This window comes from Mycolicibacterium arabiense (genome assembly GCF_010731815.2).
GTDB classification, from domain to species: Bacteria; Actinomycetota; Actinomycetes; order Mycobacteriales; family Mycobacteriaceae; genus Mycobacterium; species Mycobacterium arabiense.
The window spans coordinates 1126786-1143806 of sequence record NZ_AP022593.1; the positions used below are offsets into that span (position 1 = coordinate 1126786).

Annotated in this window: 20 protein-coding genes; 3 read left to right on the plus strand and 17 right to left on the minus strand. The window is 69.3% G+C overall.

Going from position 1 to position 17021, the window contains the following annotated elements:
* Window positions 1-12: 12 nt before the first annotated feature.
* The 3 genes from ruvA to G6N61_RS07025 all read right to left on the minus strand — a co-directional run bounded on the left by ruvA (window position 13) and on the right by G6N61_RS07025 (window position 1577).
* Window positions 13-600 (minus strand): Holliday junction branch migration protein RuvA, encoded by a 588-nt coding sequence (gene ruvA, locus G6N61_RS07015; protein WP_163917880.1) that lies wholly within the window; start codon window positions 598-600, stop codon window positions 13-15.
* Window positions 597-1151: a crossover junction endodeoxyribonuclease RuvC gene (gene ruvC, locus G6N61_RS07020; protein ID WP_163917881.1), complete on the minus strand. Its 555-nt coding sequence runs from the start codon at window positions 1149-1151 to the stop codon at window positions 597-599. Before ruvC ends, ruvA begins: the two co-directional genes overlap by 4 nt.
* A gap of 102 nt (window positions 1152-1253) precedes the next feature.
* Window positions 1254-1577, minus strand: coding sequence for a hypothetical protein (locus G6N61_RS07025; RefSeq protein WP_163917882.1), 324 nt, complete (start codon window positions 1575-1577; stop codon window positions 1254-1256).
* A 138-nt stretch (window positions 1578-1715) separates the two neighbouring features.
* Here G6N61_RS07025 and G6N61_RS07030 point away from each other — a divergent pair, with 138 nt between their 5' ends.
* The gene (locus G6N61_RS07030) at window positions 1716-2948 is read left to right on the plus strand and encodes a mechanosensitive ion channel family protein (protein ID WP_163917883.1); all 1233 of its coding nucleotides are present in this window, start codon (window positions 1716-1718) and stop codon (window positions 2946-2948) included.
* On the opposite strand, the gene G6N61_RS07035 is transcribed toward G6N61_RS07030, so the two are convergent.
* Complete coding sequence (locus G6N61_RS07035; protein ID WP_163917884.1) at window positions 2873-3535, minus strand: TetR/AcrR family transcriptional regulator; 663 nt, start codon at window positions 3533-3535, stop codon at window positions 2873-2875. The two genes, G6N61_RS07030 and G6N61_RS07035, sit on opposite strands and share 76 nt — an antisense overlap.
* 63 nt (window positions 3536-3598) lie before the next feature.
* On the opposite strand from G6N61_RS07035, the gene G6N61_RS07040 reads away from it, so the two are divergent.
* Window positions 3599-4447 (plus strand): alpha/beta fold hydrolase, encoded by an 849-nt coding sequence (locus G6N61_RS07040; RefSeq protein WP_163917885.1) that lies wholly within the window; start codon window positions 3599-3601, stop codon window positions 4445-4447.
* A gap of 16 nt (window positions 4448-4463) precedes the next feature.
* Here the strand turns inward: G6N61_RS07040 and G6N61_RS07045 are convergent, their stop codons facing one another.
* From G6N61_RS07045 to G6N61_RS07100, 12 genes are all read right to left on the minus strand, one after another.
* Entirely contained in the window at window positions 4464-5219 is a 756-nt protein-coding gene (locus tag G6N61_RS07045; protein ID WP_163917886.1) for a YebC/PmpR family DNA-binding transcriptional regulator, read from the minus strand.
* 87 nt (window positions 5220-5306) lie between these two features.
* Window positions 5307-5888 (minus strand): pyridoxal 5'-phosphate synthase glutaminase subunit PdxT, encoded by a 582-nt coding sequence (gene pdxT / locus G6N61_RS07050; RefSeq protein WP_163917887.1) that lies wholly within the window; start codon window positions 5886-5888, stop codon window positions 5307-5309.
* Entirely contained in the window at window positions 5885-6730 is an 846-nt protein-coding gene (gene tesB, locus G6N61_RS07055; protein WP_163917888.1) for an acyl-CoA thioesterase II, read from the minus strand. Before tesB ends, pdxT begins: the two co-directional genes overlap by 4 nt.
* Before the next feature lie 10 nt (window positions 6731-6740).
* The gene (gene pdxS / locus G6N61_RS07060) at window positions 6741-7628 is read right to left on the minus strand and encodes a pyridoxal 5'-phosphate synthase lyase subunit PdxS (protein ID WP_163924645.1); all 888 of its coding nucleotides are present in this window, start codon (window positions 7626-7628) and stop codon (window positions 6741-6743) included.
* 129 nt (window positions 7629-7757) lie between these two features.
* Window positions 7758-8792, minus strand: a complete 1035-nt coding sequence (locus tag G6N61_RS07065) for an NUDIX hydrolase (RefSeq protein ID WP_163917889.1) — start codon at window positions 8790-8792, stop codon at window positions 7758-7760.
* Window positions 8789-9913 carry a glycosyltransferase family 4 protein gene (locus G6N61_RS07070; RefSeq protein ID WP_163917890.1) on the minus strand — a complete coding sequence of 375 codons (1125 nt, stop codon included), beginning with the start codon at window positions 9911-9913 and terminating at the stop codon, window positions 8789-8791. Before G6N61_RS07070 ends, G6N61_RS07065 begins: the two co-directional genes overlap by 4 nt.
* Complete coding sequence (locus G6N61_RS07075) at window positions 9913-10869, minus strand: phosphatidylinositol mannoside acyltransferase (protein WP_407666473.1); 957 nt, start codon at window positions 10867-10869, stop codon at window positions 9913-9915. The genes G6N61_RS07070 and G6N61_RS07075 overlap by 1 nt, the downstream gene beginning before the upstream one ends.
* 23 nt (window positions 10870-10892) lie before the next feature.
* On the minus strand, window positions 10893-11567 hold the full coding sequence (pgsA, locus tag G6N61_RS07080; protein ID WP_163917892.1) for a phosphatidylinositol phosphate synthase: 675 nt from the start codon (window positions 11565-11567) through the stop codon (window positions 10893-10895).
* Window positions 11564-12136: an ATP adenylyltransferase gene (locus G6N61_RS07085; RefSeq protein WP_163917893.1), complete on the minus strand. Its 573-nt coding sequence runs from the start codon at window positions 12134-12136 to the stop codon at window positions 11564-11566. Before G6N61_RS07085 ends, pgsA begins: the two co-directional genes overlap by 4 nt.
* Window positions 12133-14187, minus strand: coding sequence for a threonine--tRNA ligase (thrS, locus tag G6N61_RS07090; protein WP_163917894.1), 2055 nt, complete (start codon window positions 14185-14187; stop codon window positions 12133-12135). Before thrS ends, G6N61_RS07085 begins: the two co-directional genes overlap by 4 nt.
* A 93-nt stretch (window positions 14188-14280) precedes the next feature.
* Window positions 14281-14763, minus strand: a complete 483-nt coding sequence (locus G6N61_RS07095) for a TIGR02611 family protein (RefSeq protein WP_163917895.1) — start codon at window positions 14761-14763, stop codon at window positions 14281-14283.
* Complete coding sequence (locus G6N61_RS07100) at window positions 14760-15389, minus strand: PaaI family thioesterase (RefSeq protein WP_163917896.1); 630 nt, start codon at window positions 15387-15389, stop codon at window positions 14760-14762. The genes G6N61_RS07095 and G6N61_RS07100 overlap by 4 nt, the downstream gene beginning before the upstream one ends.
* A 62-nt stretch (window positions 15390-15451) precedes the next feature.
* Here G6N61_RS07100 and G6N61_RS07105 point away from each other — a divergent pair, with 62 nt between their 5' ends.
* Complete coding sequence (locus tag G6N61_RS07105; RefSeq protein ID WP_163924646.1) at window positions 15452-15949, plus strand: DUF1990 domain-containing protein; 498 nt, start codon at window positions 15452-15454, stop codon at window positions 15947-15949.
* Here G6N61_RS07105 and G6N61_RS07110 read toward each other — a convergent pair.
* Entirely contained in the window at window positions 15931-17016 is a 1086-nt protein-coding gene (locus G6N61_RS07110; RefSeq protein WP_163917897.1) for a hypothetical protein, read from the minus strand. The two genes, G6N61_RS07105 and G6N61_RS07110, sit on opposite strands and share 19 nt — an antisense overlap.
* Window positions 17017-17021: the final 5 nt, after the last annotated feature.

Genomic DNA, 17021 nt, shown 5'->3' on the forward strand with positions numbered 1-17021 from the left:
TCACCTCACCGCTTACTTCTTGCCCAGCATCGACAACGCGGACCGCAGCGCGCTCTGCGTGGTGGCGTCCGGGTCCTCGGCGAGCACCTTGTCGGTGGCCTCCTCGGCCTGCTTGGCCGCGAAGCCCAGCCCGATGAGCGCCTCGACGACCGGGCCGCGGATGGCGTGGCCGCCGACCACGGCTCCCGCACCCGACGTCATCTGCCCGATCTTGTCGCGGAGTTCGAGCACCAGCCGTTCGGCGCCGCGCTTGCCGATTCCCGGCACCCGCGTCAGCGCGGTGACGTCGCCATCGCCGAGGGCCTGACGCAACGTCTGCGGGTCGTACACCGCGAGCGTCGCCAGTGCGATCTTCGGACCAACCCCCGACACCCCGAGCAGTGTGGTGAACAGGTCCCGCGACTCAGGATCGGCGAACCCGTAGAGCGTCATCGAGTCTTCTCGCACGATCATCGCGGTGATCAGCCTGGCCTCGGTGCCTCTGCGCAGCGTGGCGAGCGTCGCCGGCGTGGTCATCACCTTGTATCCGACCCCGGCGGCCTCGATGACGGCGTGGTCGAGCGCGATGTCGAGCACCTCGCCACGTACCGAGGCGATCATCGCACTGCCTTCAGCTTGGCCTGATACTTGCGCTTCTGTTCGGCGGCCATCGCCTCCGCCGCGGCCATCCGCGCGATCATCGGCGCACGCCAGCAGTGACAGATGGCCAGCGCCAGCGCGTCGGCAGCGTCGGCCGGGGTCGGCTTGGATTGCAGCTTGAGGATTCTGGTGACCATCTCGGTGACCTGGGCCTTGTCGGCCCTTCCGTTGCCGGTGACCGCCGCCTTCACCTCACTGGGCGTGTGGAAGTGCACGTCGATCTCACGCTTGGCCGCAGCCAGGGCGATCACACCGCCTGCCTGCGCGGTGCCCATCGCCGTGTTGGCGTTCTGGTGGGCGAAGACCCGCTCGATCGCGATGACGTCGGGCAGGTGGGTGTCCATCCAGTGTTCGACGGTGTCGCTGATGGCCATGAGGCGGCGCGCCAGCGGTTCGTCGGCCGCCGTGCGCACCACGTCGACGTCGAGCGCGACGACGTCGCGGCCGCGCCCGGTCTCGATCATGGACAGGCCGCATCGCGTCAAGCCGGGATCCACGCCCATCACCCGCACTCGACTCTCCTACGCGCCTCGTCCCCGAACAGTTGTTCGAGAGCGTAGTCGGTCTCGCGCGGCGCATCGGGTACGACACGCGCCCCGGTTCGGCGGACCAGTTCAGAGGACGAAGCGCCCGTACTGATGCCTGCCCTGGGCGATCTCGAGCGCGAGGTCGTTGATCCGCGCCTGCGATCTGCGCCAGCCGCGGACCAGCTCGGTGGACGCATCGGCGTGGTCGCGCTCGACGATGATCCGCCAGCGGGCGCCGAGGAACTTCGTCGCCAGCCAGAACGGCCACAGGACCAACAGCGGCAGCACCAGCAGTAGGCCGAGCAGTCCGATGAACGAGAGGTCGAACAGGTCGTCGGCACCGAAGAACGGCCACCACTTCCGACGCACACTCCACTGCACTCCGCCAGGATCGGATACGACGACTGCCACGGCGCCATCTTCCCTGTCGAAGCACGGTTTTCGCGCGGCAATCACCGACTCGGACACCGATGGCGATGTGACGGCAGAGGTTTGCGCCGCTACCGTCGAACGGGTCCCGATCCCAACCCCTAAGGCTGTTTTCACACGATGCCCGACGAGAACGAACTCGCTTCCGCAACGAATCTCGCCGTCACGCTCGCCTGGGTCGCAGGTGCCGTGGTGCTCGCATATCTCGCGGGGGTGGTCCTCACCTGGGTCGTCGGACGCCTGGGTCGACGCAGCGCGATGGTGTGCGACATCGCCGAGCTGACGCGCCTGCCGGTGCGCGCTTCGCTGATCGTGTTCGCCGCGACGGTCGCGGTGCAACGGGCCTCGACGCCTGCCGATCCGTGGCGGGGCTGGGTGGACCACACCCTGCTCATCTTGCTGATCGCGACGCTGACGTGGCTGCTGGCGAGCTTCGTCGAGGTCGCCGAACGACGGGCGATCGCACTGTACGGCGGCGGCAACGACGAGATCACCGACGCCGACCGGCGGTGGCGCCGGATACGGACGCAGGTCACCGTGCTCAAGCGGCTGGCCACGGCCATCGTCGTCGTGATGGGCGTCGCGGCGATCCTCATGACGTTCCCCAAGTTCTCCGACATCGGGACGACGCTGTTCGCCTCGGCGGGCGTGCTGTCGGTGGTCGCAGGCCTCGCGGCGCAGACGTCGCTGGGCGCGGTGTTCGCAGGCATGCAGATCGCCTTCTCCGGTGCCATCCGCGTCGGCGACGTCGTCGAACTCGAGGAGGGCCGCTGGTGGGGCCGCATCGAGGAGATCACGCTGACCTACGTCGTCGTCCGCCTCTGGGACGAGCGGCGACTGGTGCTGCCCTGCACGTACTTCACCACCACGCCGTTCGAGAACTGGACGCGCAACGCCACTCAGATCATGGGCACCGTCGAGTTCGACGTCGACTTCTCCGTGCCGTTCGACGACATGCGCGCCGAACTGGACCGGCTACTGGCCGCGAGCGAGCAGTGGGACGGCCGCAGCGGCGTCCTGCAGGTGACCGACGCCGTCGGCGGTGTGGTGCGGGTTCGCATCGTGGTCAGCGCCCCGAACGCCGGCGCGCTGTTCGATCTCCGGTGTGCCGTACGCGAGGGCATGGTCGACTGGGTGCGCCGCACCGGCGGTGTGGTTCCCATTCAGCGCATCGAACCCGCTGCGACGCCGCCGGAGTCGGATGACCGGCCCGCCGTCGACGCCGAGTTCGCGCGCCAGTCGGCGCCCGGGCTGTTCTCGGGCAGCGCGGAGGCCGATCAGCGTGCACGGGACTTCGACGACCGCTCGGCCGAGTCGAACGGCGAACTGGTCCGATCCTCCGGCCGCGGCTGACCGCTCCCCCTGTCACGTAGCCGCTGCCCGCGGTACGCAGGCGCCAGCACTCGCCCCGCCACCAGCAGCGGTTCGGTGCTGCGCAGCGTGCGTGCGAGGACGAAGGCACCCTCGAGGGCACCGACCAGCGCGACGGTGACGTCGCGGGCAGCGGCGTGGGGCACGTCGCGTTCGACGAAGTAGGCGGTGCCCCCGTCCAGCCAGCCGTCGAACACCGCTGCGGTCGTCGTGCGGAGTTCCTCGATGGTGTCGGCCACTTCGGCCGCGACGCTGGCGACGGGGCACATGTTGGCGAACCCCGTCGCGGCCATGTCGTCGGCGGCCTGGGTGAACACCGCCTCGATCGCCTCGCCGAGGTCGTCGTGCGGGTCGACGAGGGTGGGGATCAGCATCCCGTACGCGATGCCCGCGTTGACGAGCGCCTCCCGGGCGATCTGCACCTTCCCGCCGGGAAAGTGGTGGTACAGCGAGCCGATCGGCGCGCCGGACGCCTTGACGACGTCCTTCATCCCCACCGCCGCATACCCCTTGTGTCGCATCAGTTCTGCCGCCGCCGTCAGGATCGTCTCCCGCGTGGACCTTGCCATCGTCGCCTCCTACCGCCACACTAGAGCATACGTTCTAGAACCATCGTTCTACAGGAGTGGCCAATGCAGTCCATCGACGTCCCGGCAGGCACCATCGAGTACCGCGAGGAGGGTGACCCGCACGGCCCGCCCGTGGTCCTCCTGCACGGGCTGCTGATGAACGACACGGTCTGGGCACGCGCCCTCGACCACCTCCCGCCCGGGTTCCGCTACCTGCTGCCCGTACTGCCGATCGGCGGGCACCGGATCCCGATGCGCGACGACGCAGACCTCACGATGCCGGGCCTGGTCGGCATCGTCGCCGACTTCCTCGACGCCCTCGACCTCGACGACGTCACTCTCGTGGTGACCGATTGGGGCGGCCCGCTGTTCCTCACCGACCTCGGCCGGGACGGGCGGGTGTCGCGCATGGTGATCTGCCCGTCGGAGGCCTTCGAGAACTTCCCACCCGGCTTTCCCGGCAAGGTCACCTGGCTGGCCACCCGGACCACCGGCACCGTCAAGCTGGCGCTGACTCAGATGCGGATCCCGTGGCTGCGCAACCGGTTCTTCATGTTCGGGATGATGGCCGCCACCTCGATCCCCCAGGACGTGATGGAGGCGTGGACCGGCCCCGGCATCGCCGACGTGCGAATCCGCAGGGACCTGCTGAAGTACGCCAGGACCAGGTTCGTCAAGCGCGATCTGGTCCGCGCCACCGAACGACTCGCCGATTTCGAGGGCGAGGTCCTGGTGCTGTGGAGCGATCAGCGCGTGATGCCCGTGGCCCACGCCCGCAGACTCGTCGACCTCACCGGCGGCACGCTGCGCATGATCGACGACGCGAAGGTGCTGATCATGCTGGATCAGCCCGAGCAGACCGCGCACGAGATCGGCGCGTTCCTGACCAAGGTGGTCGAGCCCAAGCCCTGAGACGAAGCCCCGAGGCTCAGTCCTCGTCGAGTTCGGCGGCGACCTCGTCGGAGATGTCGACGTTGGTCCAGACGTTCTGCACGTCGTCGCTGTCCTCGAGCGCGTCGACGAGCTTGAACACCTTGCGGGCGCCCTCGGCGTCGACGGGGACGGATACCGACGGCTGGAAGCTGGCATCGGCCGAGTCGTAGTCGATGCCCGCATCCTGCAGTGCGGTGCGCACGGCCACCAGGTCCGTCGGCTCCGAGATGACCTCGAACATCTCGCCCAGGTCGTTGACGTCCTCGGCACCGGCCTCGAGCACCGCGGTGAGCACGTCGTCCTCGGTGAGCCCGTTCTTCTCCAGCGTCACCACGCCCTTGCGGGAGAACAGGTAGGACACCGAACCCGGGTCGGCCATGTTGCCGCCGTTGCGGGTCATCGCCACCCGCACCTCGCCGGCGGCCCGGTTCTTGTTGTCGGTCAGACATTCGACGAGCACCGCGACGCCGTTGGGTCCGTACCCCTCGTACATGATGGTCTGCCAGTCGGCGCCGCCGGCCTCTTCACCTGCGCCGCGCTTGCGGGCGCGCTCGATGTTGTCGTTGGGCACCGACGTCTTCTTCGCCTTCTGGATGGCGTCGTACAACGTCGGATTGCCCGACGGGTCACCGCCGCCAGTGCGGGCCGCGACCTCGATGTTCTTGATCAGCCGGGCGAACTCCTTGCCGCGGCGCGCGTCCTTGACGGCCTTCTGGTGCTTGGTGGTCGCCCACTTGGAATGGCCGCTCATGCAGTGCTACCTCGTTCTCATCTGCTGCTCGTGTCCTGCTGCTGGTCTCTACCGAGAAAGTCCGATCGGCCAGTCTACGTGGGCCTGCTAGAGCGACGACACGAACAGGTGGTGCACCCGCCGGTCGCCGGTGATCTCAGGGTGGAAGGCCGTCGCGACGACGCGGCCCTGCCGCACCGCGACGGGATGTCCTGCCGCCTCGGCGAGTACCTCGACGCCTTCGCCGATGCGCTCCACCCACGGGGCGCGGATGAACACGGCGTGCACCGTCCCGTCGAGCCCGTCGAACGCGACGTCCTCCTCGAAGGAGTCGACCTGCCTGCCGAACGCGTTGCGGCGCACGGTCATGTCGATGCCGCCCAGCGGTAGCGCCTCGCGGCCGGGGACTCCTGCGTCGACGATCTCGCTGGACAGCAGGATCATCCCCGCGCACGAACCGTAGGCGGGCAGGCCCTCGCGCAGCAGCGCACGCAGCGGCTCGAGCAGGCCGAATTCCCGGAGCAGGTGGCTCATGGTGGTCGACTCCCCGCCAGGGATCACCAGACCGTCGACGCCGTCGAGTTCGGATCGACGCCGCACGGTGACGGCATCGGCGCCGGCCTCGCGCAGCGCCGCCAGGTGCTCGCGCGTATCACCTTGCAGCGCAAGCACTCCGACTCGCGCGCTCACTTACCGGGCCGCGAGAAGTCGCGCTGGTAGCGGGTCAAACCTTCCTGCATGACCGCTGCCACCATCTCGCCGTACTGGTTGAACAGCTTGCCGTGGGTCAGCGCCCGGCCGCCGCACGCCGACGGCGACGACTGGTCGTAGAGCAGCCACTCGTCGGCCCGGAACGGCCGCATGAACCACATGGCGTGATCGAGCGACGCGATCATCAGGTGCTTGCGCTCATCGGGATGATGCACCTGCGCCGAACCGAGCAGCGTCAGGTCGCTGAGGTAGGCCAGCGCGCAGATGTGCAACACCGGGTCGTCGGGCAGCGGGTCGGCGTGACGGAACCACACCTGCTGCTGCGACGCCACGCCAGGGACCTCGACCACCTGGTCACGTGGGACGATCCGGACGTCCCACTCGGCGAACTGCGCAAAACCCGCGTCGTCGAACGCACCGCCGGACCGGAAGCTGGGCAGGTCGTCCGGTGGCGGCGCGGCAGGCATCGCGTCCTGGTGCTCGATGCCGCTCTGGTCGGTCTGGAACGACGCCGACATGGAGAAGATCGTCTCGCCGTGCTGAACGGCGTTGACCCGGCGGGTGCTGAACGAGCCGCCGTCGCGCAGGCGTTCGACCAGGTACACCGTCGGCGCCCTGGCGTCGCCGGGACGCAGGAAGTAGCCGTGCAGTGAGTGCACCTGATAGCGCGGTTCCACCGTCCGCACCGCCGACACCAGCGACTGGCCTGCGACGTGACCGCCGAAAGTCCGTTGCAGGAACCCGGATTCGGGGCTGAACACGCCCCCGCGGAACATGTTGACCTCGAGCTTCTCCAGGTCGAGGATCTCTTCGATCGACACCTAGGCAGGCCTACCAGCCGCGTTCGGCGAGGCGGTGCGGCTGCGCGATGTCCTCCACGTTGATGCCGACCATGGCCTCGCCCAGCCCGCGCGACACCTTCGCCAACACGTCGGGGTCGTCGTAGAACGTCGTGGCCTTGACGATCGCCGCGCCGCGCTCCTCCGGGTTGCCGGACTTGAAGATGCCCGATCCGACGAACACGCCCTCGGCACCGAGCTGCATCATCATCGCCGCGTCGGCGGGGGTGGCGATGCCGCCCGCGGTGAACAGCGTGACCGGCAGCTTCCCGGCCCTGGCCACCTCGACCACCAGGTCGTAGGGCGCCTGCAGTTCCTTGGCCGCGACGTACAGCTCGTCCTCCGACAGGGAGGTGAGCCGACGGATCTCGCCGCCGATCTTGCGCATGTGGGTGGTCGCATTCGAGACGTCGCCGGTGCCCGCCTCACCCTTGGAGCGGATCATGGCCGCGCCCTCGCTGATGCGGCGCAGCGCCTCGCCCAGGTTGGTCGCACCGCACACGAACGGCACGGTGAACTTCCACTTGTCGATGTGGTTGGCGTAGTCGGCCGGGGTGAGGACCTCGGACTCATCGACGTAGTCGACGCCGAGGCTCTGCAGGATCTGCGCCTCGACGAAGTGGCCGATGCGGGCCTTGGCCATCACCGGGATGGTGACCGCCGAGATGATGCCCTCGATCATGTCGGGGTCGCTCATCCGCGATACGCCACCCTGGGCGCGGATGTCAGCCGGGACGCGTTCAAGCGCCATGACGGCGACGGCACCCGCGGCCTCGGCGATGCGGGCCTGCTCGGGAGTGACGACGTCCATGATGACGCCGCCCTTGAGCATTTCGGCCATTCCGCGCTTCACGCGGGCGGTGCCGGTCTGGCCGTTCACCGACCCGTTGCTCCCACCGACGCCAGTCCCCCGGTCGCTGCGCTCCTGCCCACCGATATCCACGACGATCTCCTTCGAAAAGTACTGAATTGAGTCTAGTAGGCGGGCCAAATCGGTTGATTCCGCAGGTCAGTGGATCGGCTCGGGTTCCCGTTCCCCCACCGGAGCCAGTCCCGTGGCCAGCGCGTTCACCTCGGCGAGCCGCGCGCCGAGCTGCCCCGGGTACACCTGCTCGCCGCCGGCCACCAGCTCGGCGATGACGGCCTCGTCACACCACCGGTGCCCGTGGATGTAGCGGCGTTCCAACGCGGTCCGCCCGGTGGTCGACGGGTCGAAGCGGGCCGTGCGGTAGGCGAAGAACATCTCCTCGCTGCGGATGACGGACCCGTTGAAGTCGATGACGGCGTCGCGCCGCCACACCGGGCCGATCAGGTCGCCGGGGTCGACGATCAGGCCGGTCTCCTCGGCGAGTTCACGCACCGCGGCGTCGCGCAGCGATTCACCCGGGTGCACCGCTCCCCCGACCGTGAACCACCAGCGCGGTGCTGTCGCGGAGTCGATCGCGGGGTCCGATCCGCGCAGCAGCAGCACGTAGCCGTCCTCGTCGAGCAGCACGACGCGCGCCGAGGTGCGGCGGCCTGCCTGTCCGACCAGGGTGCGGGTGGCCCGTTCGGCGATCTCGAAGTACGTCGGCATCGCGGCCGTTCCGCCCAGGTGCAGGAAGCGGACGAGCGGGCGTTCGCGCAGGGCCAGCGTGTCGCGGACGGCGTCGTTGTGGAACCGGCGGGCCAGCAGCACGCGCGCCTCGGCGTCGGCGAGTTCGGCGACCAGGGGTAGCGGCACCGACGTGGCGTCGACCAGCGCCAGCTCGGCGGACAGGTCGTTCTCGGCGTCCTCCCGGCTGGACCGGGGGGCGCGTTCGGCGATGTCGGCCAGTGCAGTCAGCCGCTGCCCGGGCGGACTGGACCCGTAGGCGTCGGTCGCCACGGCGCGGGCCACCACGGCACGGCGGGCAAGGGCACCGTCGAGCGCCTGCCACGACAGGTCGTAGCGCACGTGCAGCCGGTCCAGCCGGTTGGCGGTTTGGTAGGCCCACACGCCACCGATCGCCAGCACGATCAAGACCAGTGTCGCGAGAACGACGAGGACCCATCCGACCGTCATCCCGCCACCTGAACCTTCACGCCGGCACCGGCGACGGTCTCGTAGACCTGCTGGATCTGGCGTGCGACCACCGACCAGTCGTAGCGCCGAACCGCCAGCGCCGCCGCAGCCACGTAGCGCGCCCTGGCCTCGTCGTCGCGCAACATGTCGACGAGTGCGGTGGCCAGCGCCGCGGCGTCGTCGACCGGCACGAGTCGGCCGACCTCGCCGTCCTCGAGCACCCGCCGGAACGCGTCGAGGTCGCTGGCGACCACGGGCGTGCCCGCGGCCATCGCCTCGACCAGGACGATGCCGAAGCTCTCGCCGCCCGTGTTCGGGGCGCAGTAGACGTCGGCGCTACGCATCGCCGATGCCTTCTCCGCGTCGTCGACGAGGCCGAGGAAGCGCAGATGCCGTGCCAGATCGCCCGCCTCGGAGGCCAATTCGGCCTCGTCGCCGCGGCCCACGACCATCACCTCGACGTCCGGGAACTCCGCTACCAGCCCGGGCAGGGCACGCAGCAGCACGCTCATGCCCTTGCGGGGCTCGTCGAACCTGCCGAGGAACAACACCGAGCGGCCCGGCCTCGGGTAGCCGTCCAACAGCGGTGCCGTCGCGAACGCATCGATGTCGACGCCGTTGGGGATCTCGACCGCGTCGGAGCCCAGCGCCTCCATCTGCCAGCGCCGCGCGAGGTCGGACACGGCGATGCGACCGACGATCTTCTCGTGGTACGGCCGCAGGATGCCCTGGAACACCGACAGGGTCAGCGACTTGGTGGTCGAGGTGTGGAACGTCGCCACGATCGGGCCCTCGGCGGCCTGCAGCGCCAGCATCGACAGGCTCGGCGCGTTCGGCTCGTGCAGGTGCAGCACGTCGAATTCGCCGTTCGCCAACCACTTCTTGACCAGACGGTGGGTGGCGGGGCCGAACCGCAGGCGCGCCACCGACCCGTTGTAGGGAATCGGCACGGCCTTGCCGCCCGACACCACGTAGTCCGGCAACTCGACGTGCGGTGACGAGGGGGCCAGCACGCTGACGTGGTGGCCGTAGCCGCGCATCACCTCGGCGAGTTGCAGGACGTGCGCCTGCACGCCGCCCGGCACGTCGAACGAGTAGGGGCACACCATCCCTATCCGCATCAGATCGCGCCTTCGGTCCCCGCGTCCCGCCCTCCGGCCAGCCGCCGCCGGCGCTCCTCGGACAGGTCGGCGATCCACTGCGGCTGCATCATGTGCCAGTCGGCGGGGTGGGCGCCGATGCCCGCGGCGAAGCGATCGGCCAGCGCCTGGGTGATGACGCCGACGTCGCCGGACGAGGTGTCCAGCGGCTCGTGCAGGCGCGTGCCCCAGTCCTCGCCCTCGAACCAGGTGAAGGCGGGGATCAGCGCGGCGCCGGTCTCGAGCGCCAGCCGGGCCGGGCCCGCGGGCATGCGGGTGCGTTCGCCGAAGAACTCGACCTCGACGCCGGAGCGGGTGAGGTCGCGGTCGGACATCAGGCACACCAGCCCGTTGCCCCTGAGCCGTTCGGACAGCGCCTCGAACGGCGGTCGTGCCCCGCCGGTCAGCGGCAGCACCTCGAACCCGAGGCTCTCGCGGTAGGCGACGAAGCGGTTGTAGAGCGACTCGGGCTTCAAGCGTTCGGCGACCGTGGCGAAGGTGCCGAACGTGTTGGTCAGCCACACCCCGGCCATGTCCCAGTTGCCGCTGTGCGGCAGTGCCATCACCGCACCACGGCCGCGCTCGAGGGCTGCGGCGATGTTCGCGGCGCCCTCGACGTGGGCGTCGAGACGCCTGGCGAGTGTCGCGTGATCCATCGACGGCAGCCGGAACGCCTCCCGCCAGTACCGGGCGTAGGAGGCCAGCGAGGCGCGCATCAGCTCCGCGGGCACGTCGGCAGGCGCCACGCCGGTGACGCGGGCCAGGTTCTTGCGCAGCTGGTCGGGACCGCCACCGCGGGCGGCGTAGCGGGCTCCCGCGTCGAACGCGTTGCGGGCCGCGACCTCCGGCATCGCTCGCACCACCCGCCAGCCCGCGGCGTACCCGAGGTCGGTGAGGTGATCGGTGAACGGCAGCTTGACGCCGCGGGCGACGGGCACCCCGACGGGTGCCGGCGGCGTGCTCACTGGCCGCTCGTCTCCTCGGCCGACCCCGCCGAGGTGTCGGTGCGCAACGGTTCCGCCGCACCGGGCGACCGGCGTACCGAGTGCAGGCGCTGTCCGAGCGTGACGAGGCTGGCGACGGCGAGCACCCACATCGCGACGTGGACGAGCCACGGCACGTGCAGGAACCACACGCCCGACAGACCCGTACCGATGAGCACGATCAGCAGCCGCTCGGGCCGTTCGATCATGCCGCCGTCGCCCTTGAGGCCGTTGGCCTCGGCGCGCGCCTTCGTGTACGAGATCACCTGGGAGGTAACGAGACAGATCAACGTCGCCACCGCGAGCGACGAGCTGTGGATGCCGAACGCAGCCCACCACAGCAGCCCGCAGAACACCGCGCCGTCGGCGAGCCGGTCACACGTCGCGTCGAGCACGCCGCCGAAGCGGGTGCCGTACCCGCGCTCCCTGGCCATCGCACCGTCGAGCATGTCGGCCAGGACGAAGAACGCGACCGCGAAGGAGCCCCACCACAACTGGCCGTGCGGGTAGAGCGTCAGCGCGGAGATGATGGTGCCCGCGGTACCGAGGATGGTGATGCCGTCGGGGGTCAGACCCAGCCGCAGCGCGCCCCTGGCGACCGGCCCGCTCAACTTCGCGTAGGCGGCCCGGGTCATCAGGTAGAAGTCGCTCACGGCGTCCTGGCCCACTCGTTGGCGAGCAGTTCGCGCGTGTCGCGCAGCAGCTGTGGGATCACCTTCGCGCCGCCGATCACGGTGATGAAGTTCGCGTCGCCACCCCAGCGCGGCACCACGTGCATGTGCAGGTGCTCGGCGAGCGAACCGCCCGCCGACGTGCCGAGGTTCAGCCCGACGTTGAAGCCGTGTGGACGCGAGACGCCCTTCATCACGCGAATCGCCTTCTGCGTGAACGCCATCAGCTCCGCGCTCTCGGCCTCGGAGAGGTTCTCGAGTTCGGCGACCCGGCGGTACGGCACCACCATCAGGTGACCGGGGTTGTAGGGGTAGAGGTTGAGGACCGCGTAGACCAGCTCACCGCGTGCGACCACCAGACCGTCCTCGTCGGTCATGGTGGGGATGTCCGTGAACGGTTCGGTCGACTTCGCCGACCCGGACTTGATCGAGTCCGCGATGTAGGACATCCGGTGCGGCGTCCACAGCCGTTGCAGGTGGTCACCGTCGCCCACGCCGCGGTCGACGACCGTCTGGCTGTCGGTGTTAGTCGGCTCTTCCTCGGCACTCACGCTGAACTACCCACCTCGACGAGTTCCGCCGTCGGCGCGGCATTCTCGCGTCGCGCGATCCAGTCGGCGATGGCCTCGACCGCGACGTCGCGTGGGACGCCGTTGATCTGCGTGCGATCGCCGAACCGGAAGCTGACCGCGCCTGCCTCGACGTCTCGGTCCCCCGCCAGCAGCATGAACGGCACCTTCTGATTGGTCTGGTTGACGATCTTCTTCGCCATCCGGTCGTCGCTGGCGTCCACGTCGGCGCGGATGCCGCGCTTCTTCAGCTGCGCGACCACGTCGTTCAGGTAGTCGACGTGCCCGTCGGACACCGGGATGCCCACCACCTGCAGCGGCGCCAACCATGCCGGGAAGGCGCCCGCGTAGTGCTCGGTGAGGATGCCGAAGAACCGCTCGATCGACCCGAAGAGCGCGCGATGGATCATCACCGGCCGCTGCCGGCTGCCGTCGGCCGCGGTGTACTCCAGGTCGAACCGGTCGGGGAAGTTGAAGTCGAGCTGGATGGTCGACATCTGCCAGCTACGGCCGAGGGCGTCCCTGGCCTGCACCGAAATCTTCGGGCCGTAGAACGCGGCACCCCCGGGATCGGGGACCAGTTCCAGACCCGACGCCGCGGCGACCTCGGCCAGGGTGCTGGTCGCCTCCTCCCAGATCTCGTCGGAGCCGACGAACTTCTTGGGGTCCTTGGTGGACAACTCGAGATAGAAGTCCTCGAGCCCGTAGTCGCCGAGCAGGTCGAGGATGAACTGGAGCAGCGACGTCAGCTCGTCGCGCATCTGGTCACGCGTGCAGAAGATGTGCGCGTCGTCCATGGTGAGGCCGCGCACCCGGGTCAGGCCGTGCACGACACCGGACTTCTCGTACCGATACACCGCGCCGAACTCGAACGCGCGCAACGGGAGTTCGCGATATGAGCGGCCGCGAGCACGGTAGATCAGGCAGTGCATCGGGCAGTTCATCGGCTTGAGGTAGTAGTCCTGGCCGGGCTTGCGCACCGTGCCGTCCTCGTTGAACTCCGCGTCGATGTGCATCGGCGGGAACATGCCGTCGGCGTACCAGTCCAGGTGCCCGGAGGTGTGGAACAACTGGGCCTTGGTGATGTGCGGGGTGTTGACGAACTCGTAGCCCGCCTCGATGTGCTTGCGGCGCGAGTAGTCCTCGAGTTCGCGTCGCACGATGCCGCCCTTGGGGTGGAACACCGGTAGGCCGGAACCGATCTCGTCGGGGAAGCTGAACAGGTCGAGTTCGGTGCCGAGCTTGCGGTGATCGCGGCGCTGCGCCTCCTCGAGTAGTTCGAGGTGGCGGTCGAGGGCTTCCTGCGACTCCCAGGCGGTACCGTAGATCCGCTGCAGGCTGGCGTTCTCCTGGTCGCCCCGCCAGTACGCGGCGGAACTGCGGGTGAGCTTGAACGCCGGGATGAACTTCGTGGTGGGGATGTGCGGGCCGCGGCACAGATCGCCCCAGATGCGTTCCCGCGTGCGGGGATTGAGGTTGTCGTATGCGGTCAGCTCGTCGCCACCGACCTCCATGATCTCCGCGTCGCCGGACTTGTCGTCGACCAGTTCCAGCTTGAAGGGCTCGTCGCTCAGCTCTGCGCGGGCCGCGTCCTTGGACTCGTAGACCCGGCGGTCGAACAGCTGACCGTCCTTGACGATCTGACGCATGCGCTTCTCAAGCGCGGTCAGGTCCTCGGGTGTGAAGGCGCGCGGCACGTCGAAGTCGTAGTAGAAGCCGTCGGTGATCGGCGGGCCGATCCCGAGCTTGGCCTCGGGGAACAGGTTCTGCACTGCCTGGGCGAGCACGTGGGCCGCCGAGTGGCGGATGACGCTGCGGCCGTCCTCGGTGTCGGCCGCTACCGGCGTCACCTCGACGTCGACGTCGGGGGTCCACGACAGGTCGCGCAGGCGACCCTCGGCGTCGCGCACGACGACCACGGCGTCGGGGGCACCGCGGCTGGGCAGTCCCGCCTCGCGCACGGCGGCCGCCGCGGTCGTCCCGGCAGGCACCCGGATCGGGGCTGCGGGGGCGGTGCTGGCGGCGGCGCTCATCGGCGGTACTCCATCAGGTCGAGGGGGGTGGTGACCGCGACCATGCTATCGGTGTGCGCGTTCGATCAAATACCCCGTCGCTTCGGTCGCCCGCTAGTCACCGAAGCCGATGGGACTGTTGAACCAGTGTGGGTCCAGGCCCACGATTTCGGCGCCCCAATCCAGCGCGCCGAGCAACCACAGCGTCAACCCGACGATCAGGGCCGTCAGCAGTCCGCCCACCACCTGCACCCACGCGGGCTGACGGTGGAACCAGTCCATGAACCGGTCGTAGCGCTCCTTGGCGTAGGCCAGCAGTTTGCGGGCCCAGTCGAACTCGGTGGCCAGGATGCCGAGGCCGATGAAGACGATGGCCCAACCGGGTCCCGGGTACGGGATGGCGAGGATGCCGAGCCCGAACACGACCATGCCGACGACGCCGACGGCGATCCGGTAGAAGAACTCGACCCTGGGGCGCTCCCGCAGTCGGTCGCGCCAGCGGCCCCACCTGCGCTTGACGGCCGAGAACCTCGACGTCTCGTCGGTGTCGTGCTCGTCGGTGTGCTGCTCGTCGGTGTGCTGCTCGTCCGACGTCACGGTTGCCCCGGCTTCAACATCACGAACAGCGCCTCCGCCTCACACAGCACGTCGTCGCCGTCGAAGAGCCGACCGGCGACGAATATCTTCCGTCCCTGTATCCGTTCGATGGCCGATTCAACCCGTAGTTCCCGGTCGATCGGCGCGATCGCGCGGTAGTTCACGTGCAGGTAGGCGGTGCGTTGCTTCTTGCTCTCGCTGAGCTTGAATGCGGTGAAGCCGAGCAGCGAGTCGAACAGATGCGCCAGTGAACCGCCGTGGACGGCACCGTTGCGGCCCAGGTGGAAGCGCCGGAAGACCGCGGTGCCCTCGACGCGCCTGCCGCGCTCGTCGTCGACGACGTGCAGGTCGACCGGCACCGACAGGATGCTGCCGCGGTTGGGTAGGTCCATCCGGCGTCCCGACGGCGAATGCCATTCGTCGGCGTCGAACGGCTCCAGCAGTCGGTTGACGTCCTCGAGGAGGTCGGCAGCTCTGGTGATGACGTCGTCGGGTGCGTCGGCTGCCCGGGCGTGGTCCTGCAGCGTCCGCACCGCCTCGATGAACCGGCCGTAGTCGGGGCCGCCACGGAGGGTCGGCACCGGCGGGTTGAACCCGCCACCGGACTGGGCCTCGTCGATCGTCACTGCTCCACCGTATTGGCTCGCCTCCGGGCGCTGGTGGCAAGGTGGCCGGTGTGATCGGCCGACTGTCCCTGCGCGACCTCTCGGGCCTGCCCCTGACCTACCCCGAGGTGGGTGCCACAGCGGGGCCCCTGCCCGCCGGCTACCGCCACGTGCACGAGTCGGCGCTCGTCGGTCACGGCAGGGCCCGGTTCGAGGAGGCGGCCGCGTCGGTGATGCGCTGGGGCATGCTGCGCGGTGCGGGCGCACGGGTGCGGGCGACTTCGGAGGTCGCGGACGTCGGGTCCGAGGTGGTGGTGACCCTCGGGCCGATACCGGCTCCGTGCCGGGTGGTCTACGTCCTCGCCGAACCAGATCACCGCGGCTTCGCCTACGGCACGCTGCCCGGGCACCCCGAGATCGGCGAGGAACTGTTCGCGGTGCGCTACGACCCGACCGACGACGCCGTCTACGCCGAGGTCACGGCATTCTCCCGGCACGGGACGTGGTGGAGCCGGCTGGCAGGCCCGGTCACCTCGCTGGTGCAGCGCATCGTGAGCAAGCGCTACGTCGCAGCGGTCTGAGCCGCGACCGGTCCGGCAGGCAGCAGTGCCCGCGTCGTAGCGTCGAGCTGATATGACAGGATCGCCAGCGCGAACAGCCCGATCGACAGGTTGATCAGGGCGCCGAAACCCTCGGTGGCGAAGTCGACGAGTGCGGTCAGCAGGGTGAAGACGAGCGCGGCGTTGCGCAGCCACCGCAGCGGCCAGATGTCGTCGGTGCGTCTACGGGCCACCATCGCAGGCAGGGAGATGGCCAGCGTCAGGACGGCCGTCACCAGCAGGATGACCGACGGCACGTTGAAGCCCTCGAGGTCGACCTTCAGGTGGTCGTCTTCGTAGAAGTAGCCGCCGAGCGCGACGCCGAGCGTGCCGAGTGACACGCCGAGGAAGGAGCCGGCGACCAGCAGCCACCCGACGATCGGGATCCACCGCGGACTGCGCAGGAAGCCGGGGATCAGCGCAATCGCCCGCTTCTGCGCCGCGTGCAGGCGATCGGAGGCGGGGTCGGCGGAGAGCAGCAGACCGCGGATGCGGTCGGCGTCGTCGGCGTCGGCTCCGAGTTCGGTGGCCCGCTCGACGAGCACCAGGCCGACCTCGCGCCTGCGCCGGGCCAGTCCCCGCGCGACGCCGTCGGCGGCGATCGACGCTGCCGACGCCAGGCATTCGACGGCGTTCAGCGGCCTGAAGTCCCGCACCATCCGGGCGCCGAGCAGGATGACGACCACGAGGATGTACATGATCTCCGCGGCGGGCCCGTAGAAGTAGTCGTTGTCCTTGGTGATGAACTTGCCGACCTCGTCGAGGAACAGGCCGAAGCCGATGCCGCCGAGCACCACGCAGAGCACGCGGGTGCCGAAGCCGAGCGTCATCCAGCCGATCACCAGGGCCAGCATCATGAACGCCCCGCCCCACAGCGCGTGTGCGATGTGCAGGTTGCCGCCGCCGATCTGCGGATAGCCGGTGAGCTGCAGGTAACCGCGGGTCAGCAGGATCGTCGCGATCGCGATGATGATGAAGGCCTCGGTGGAACCCGGGCCGACCGCGCTGCGGGTGATGACCCCGTGCCGCCCACGACGTGTCGCTGCCACCCAAC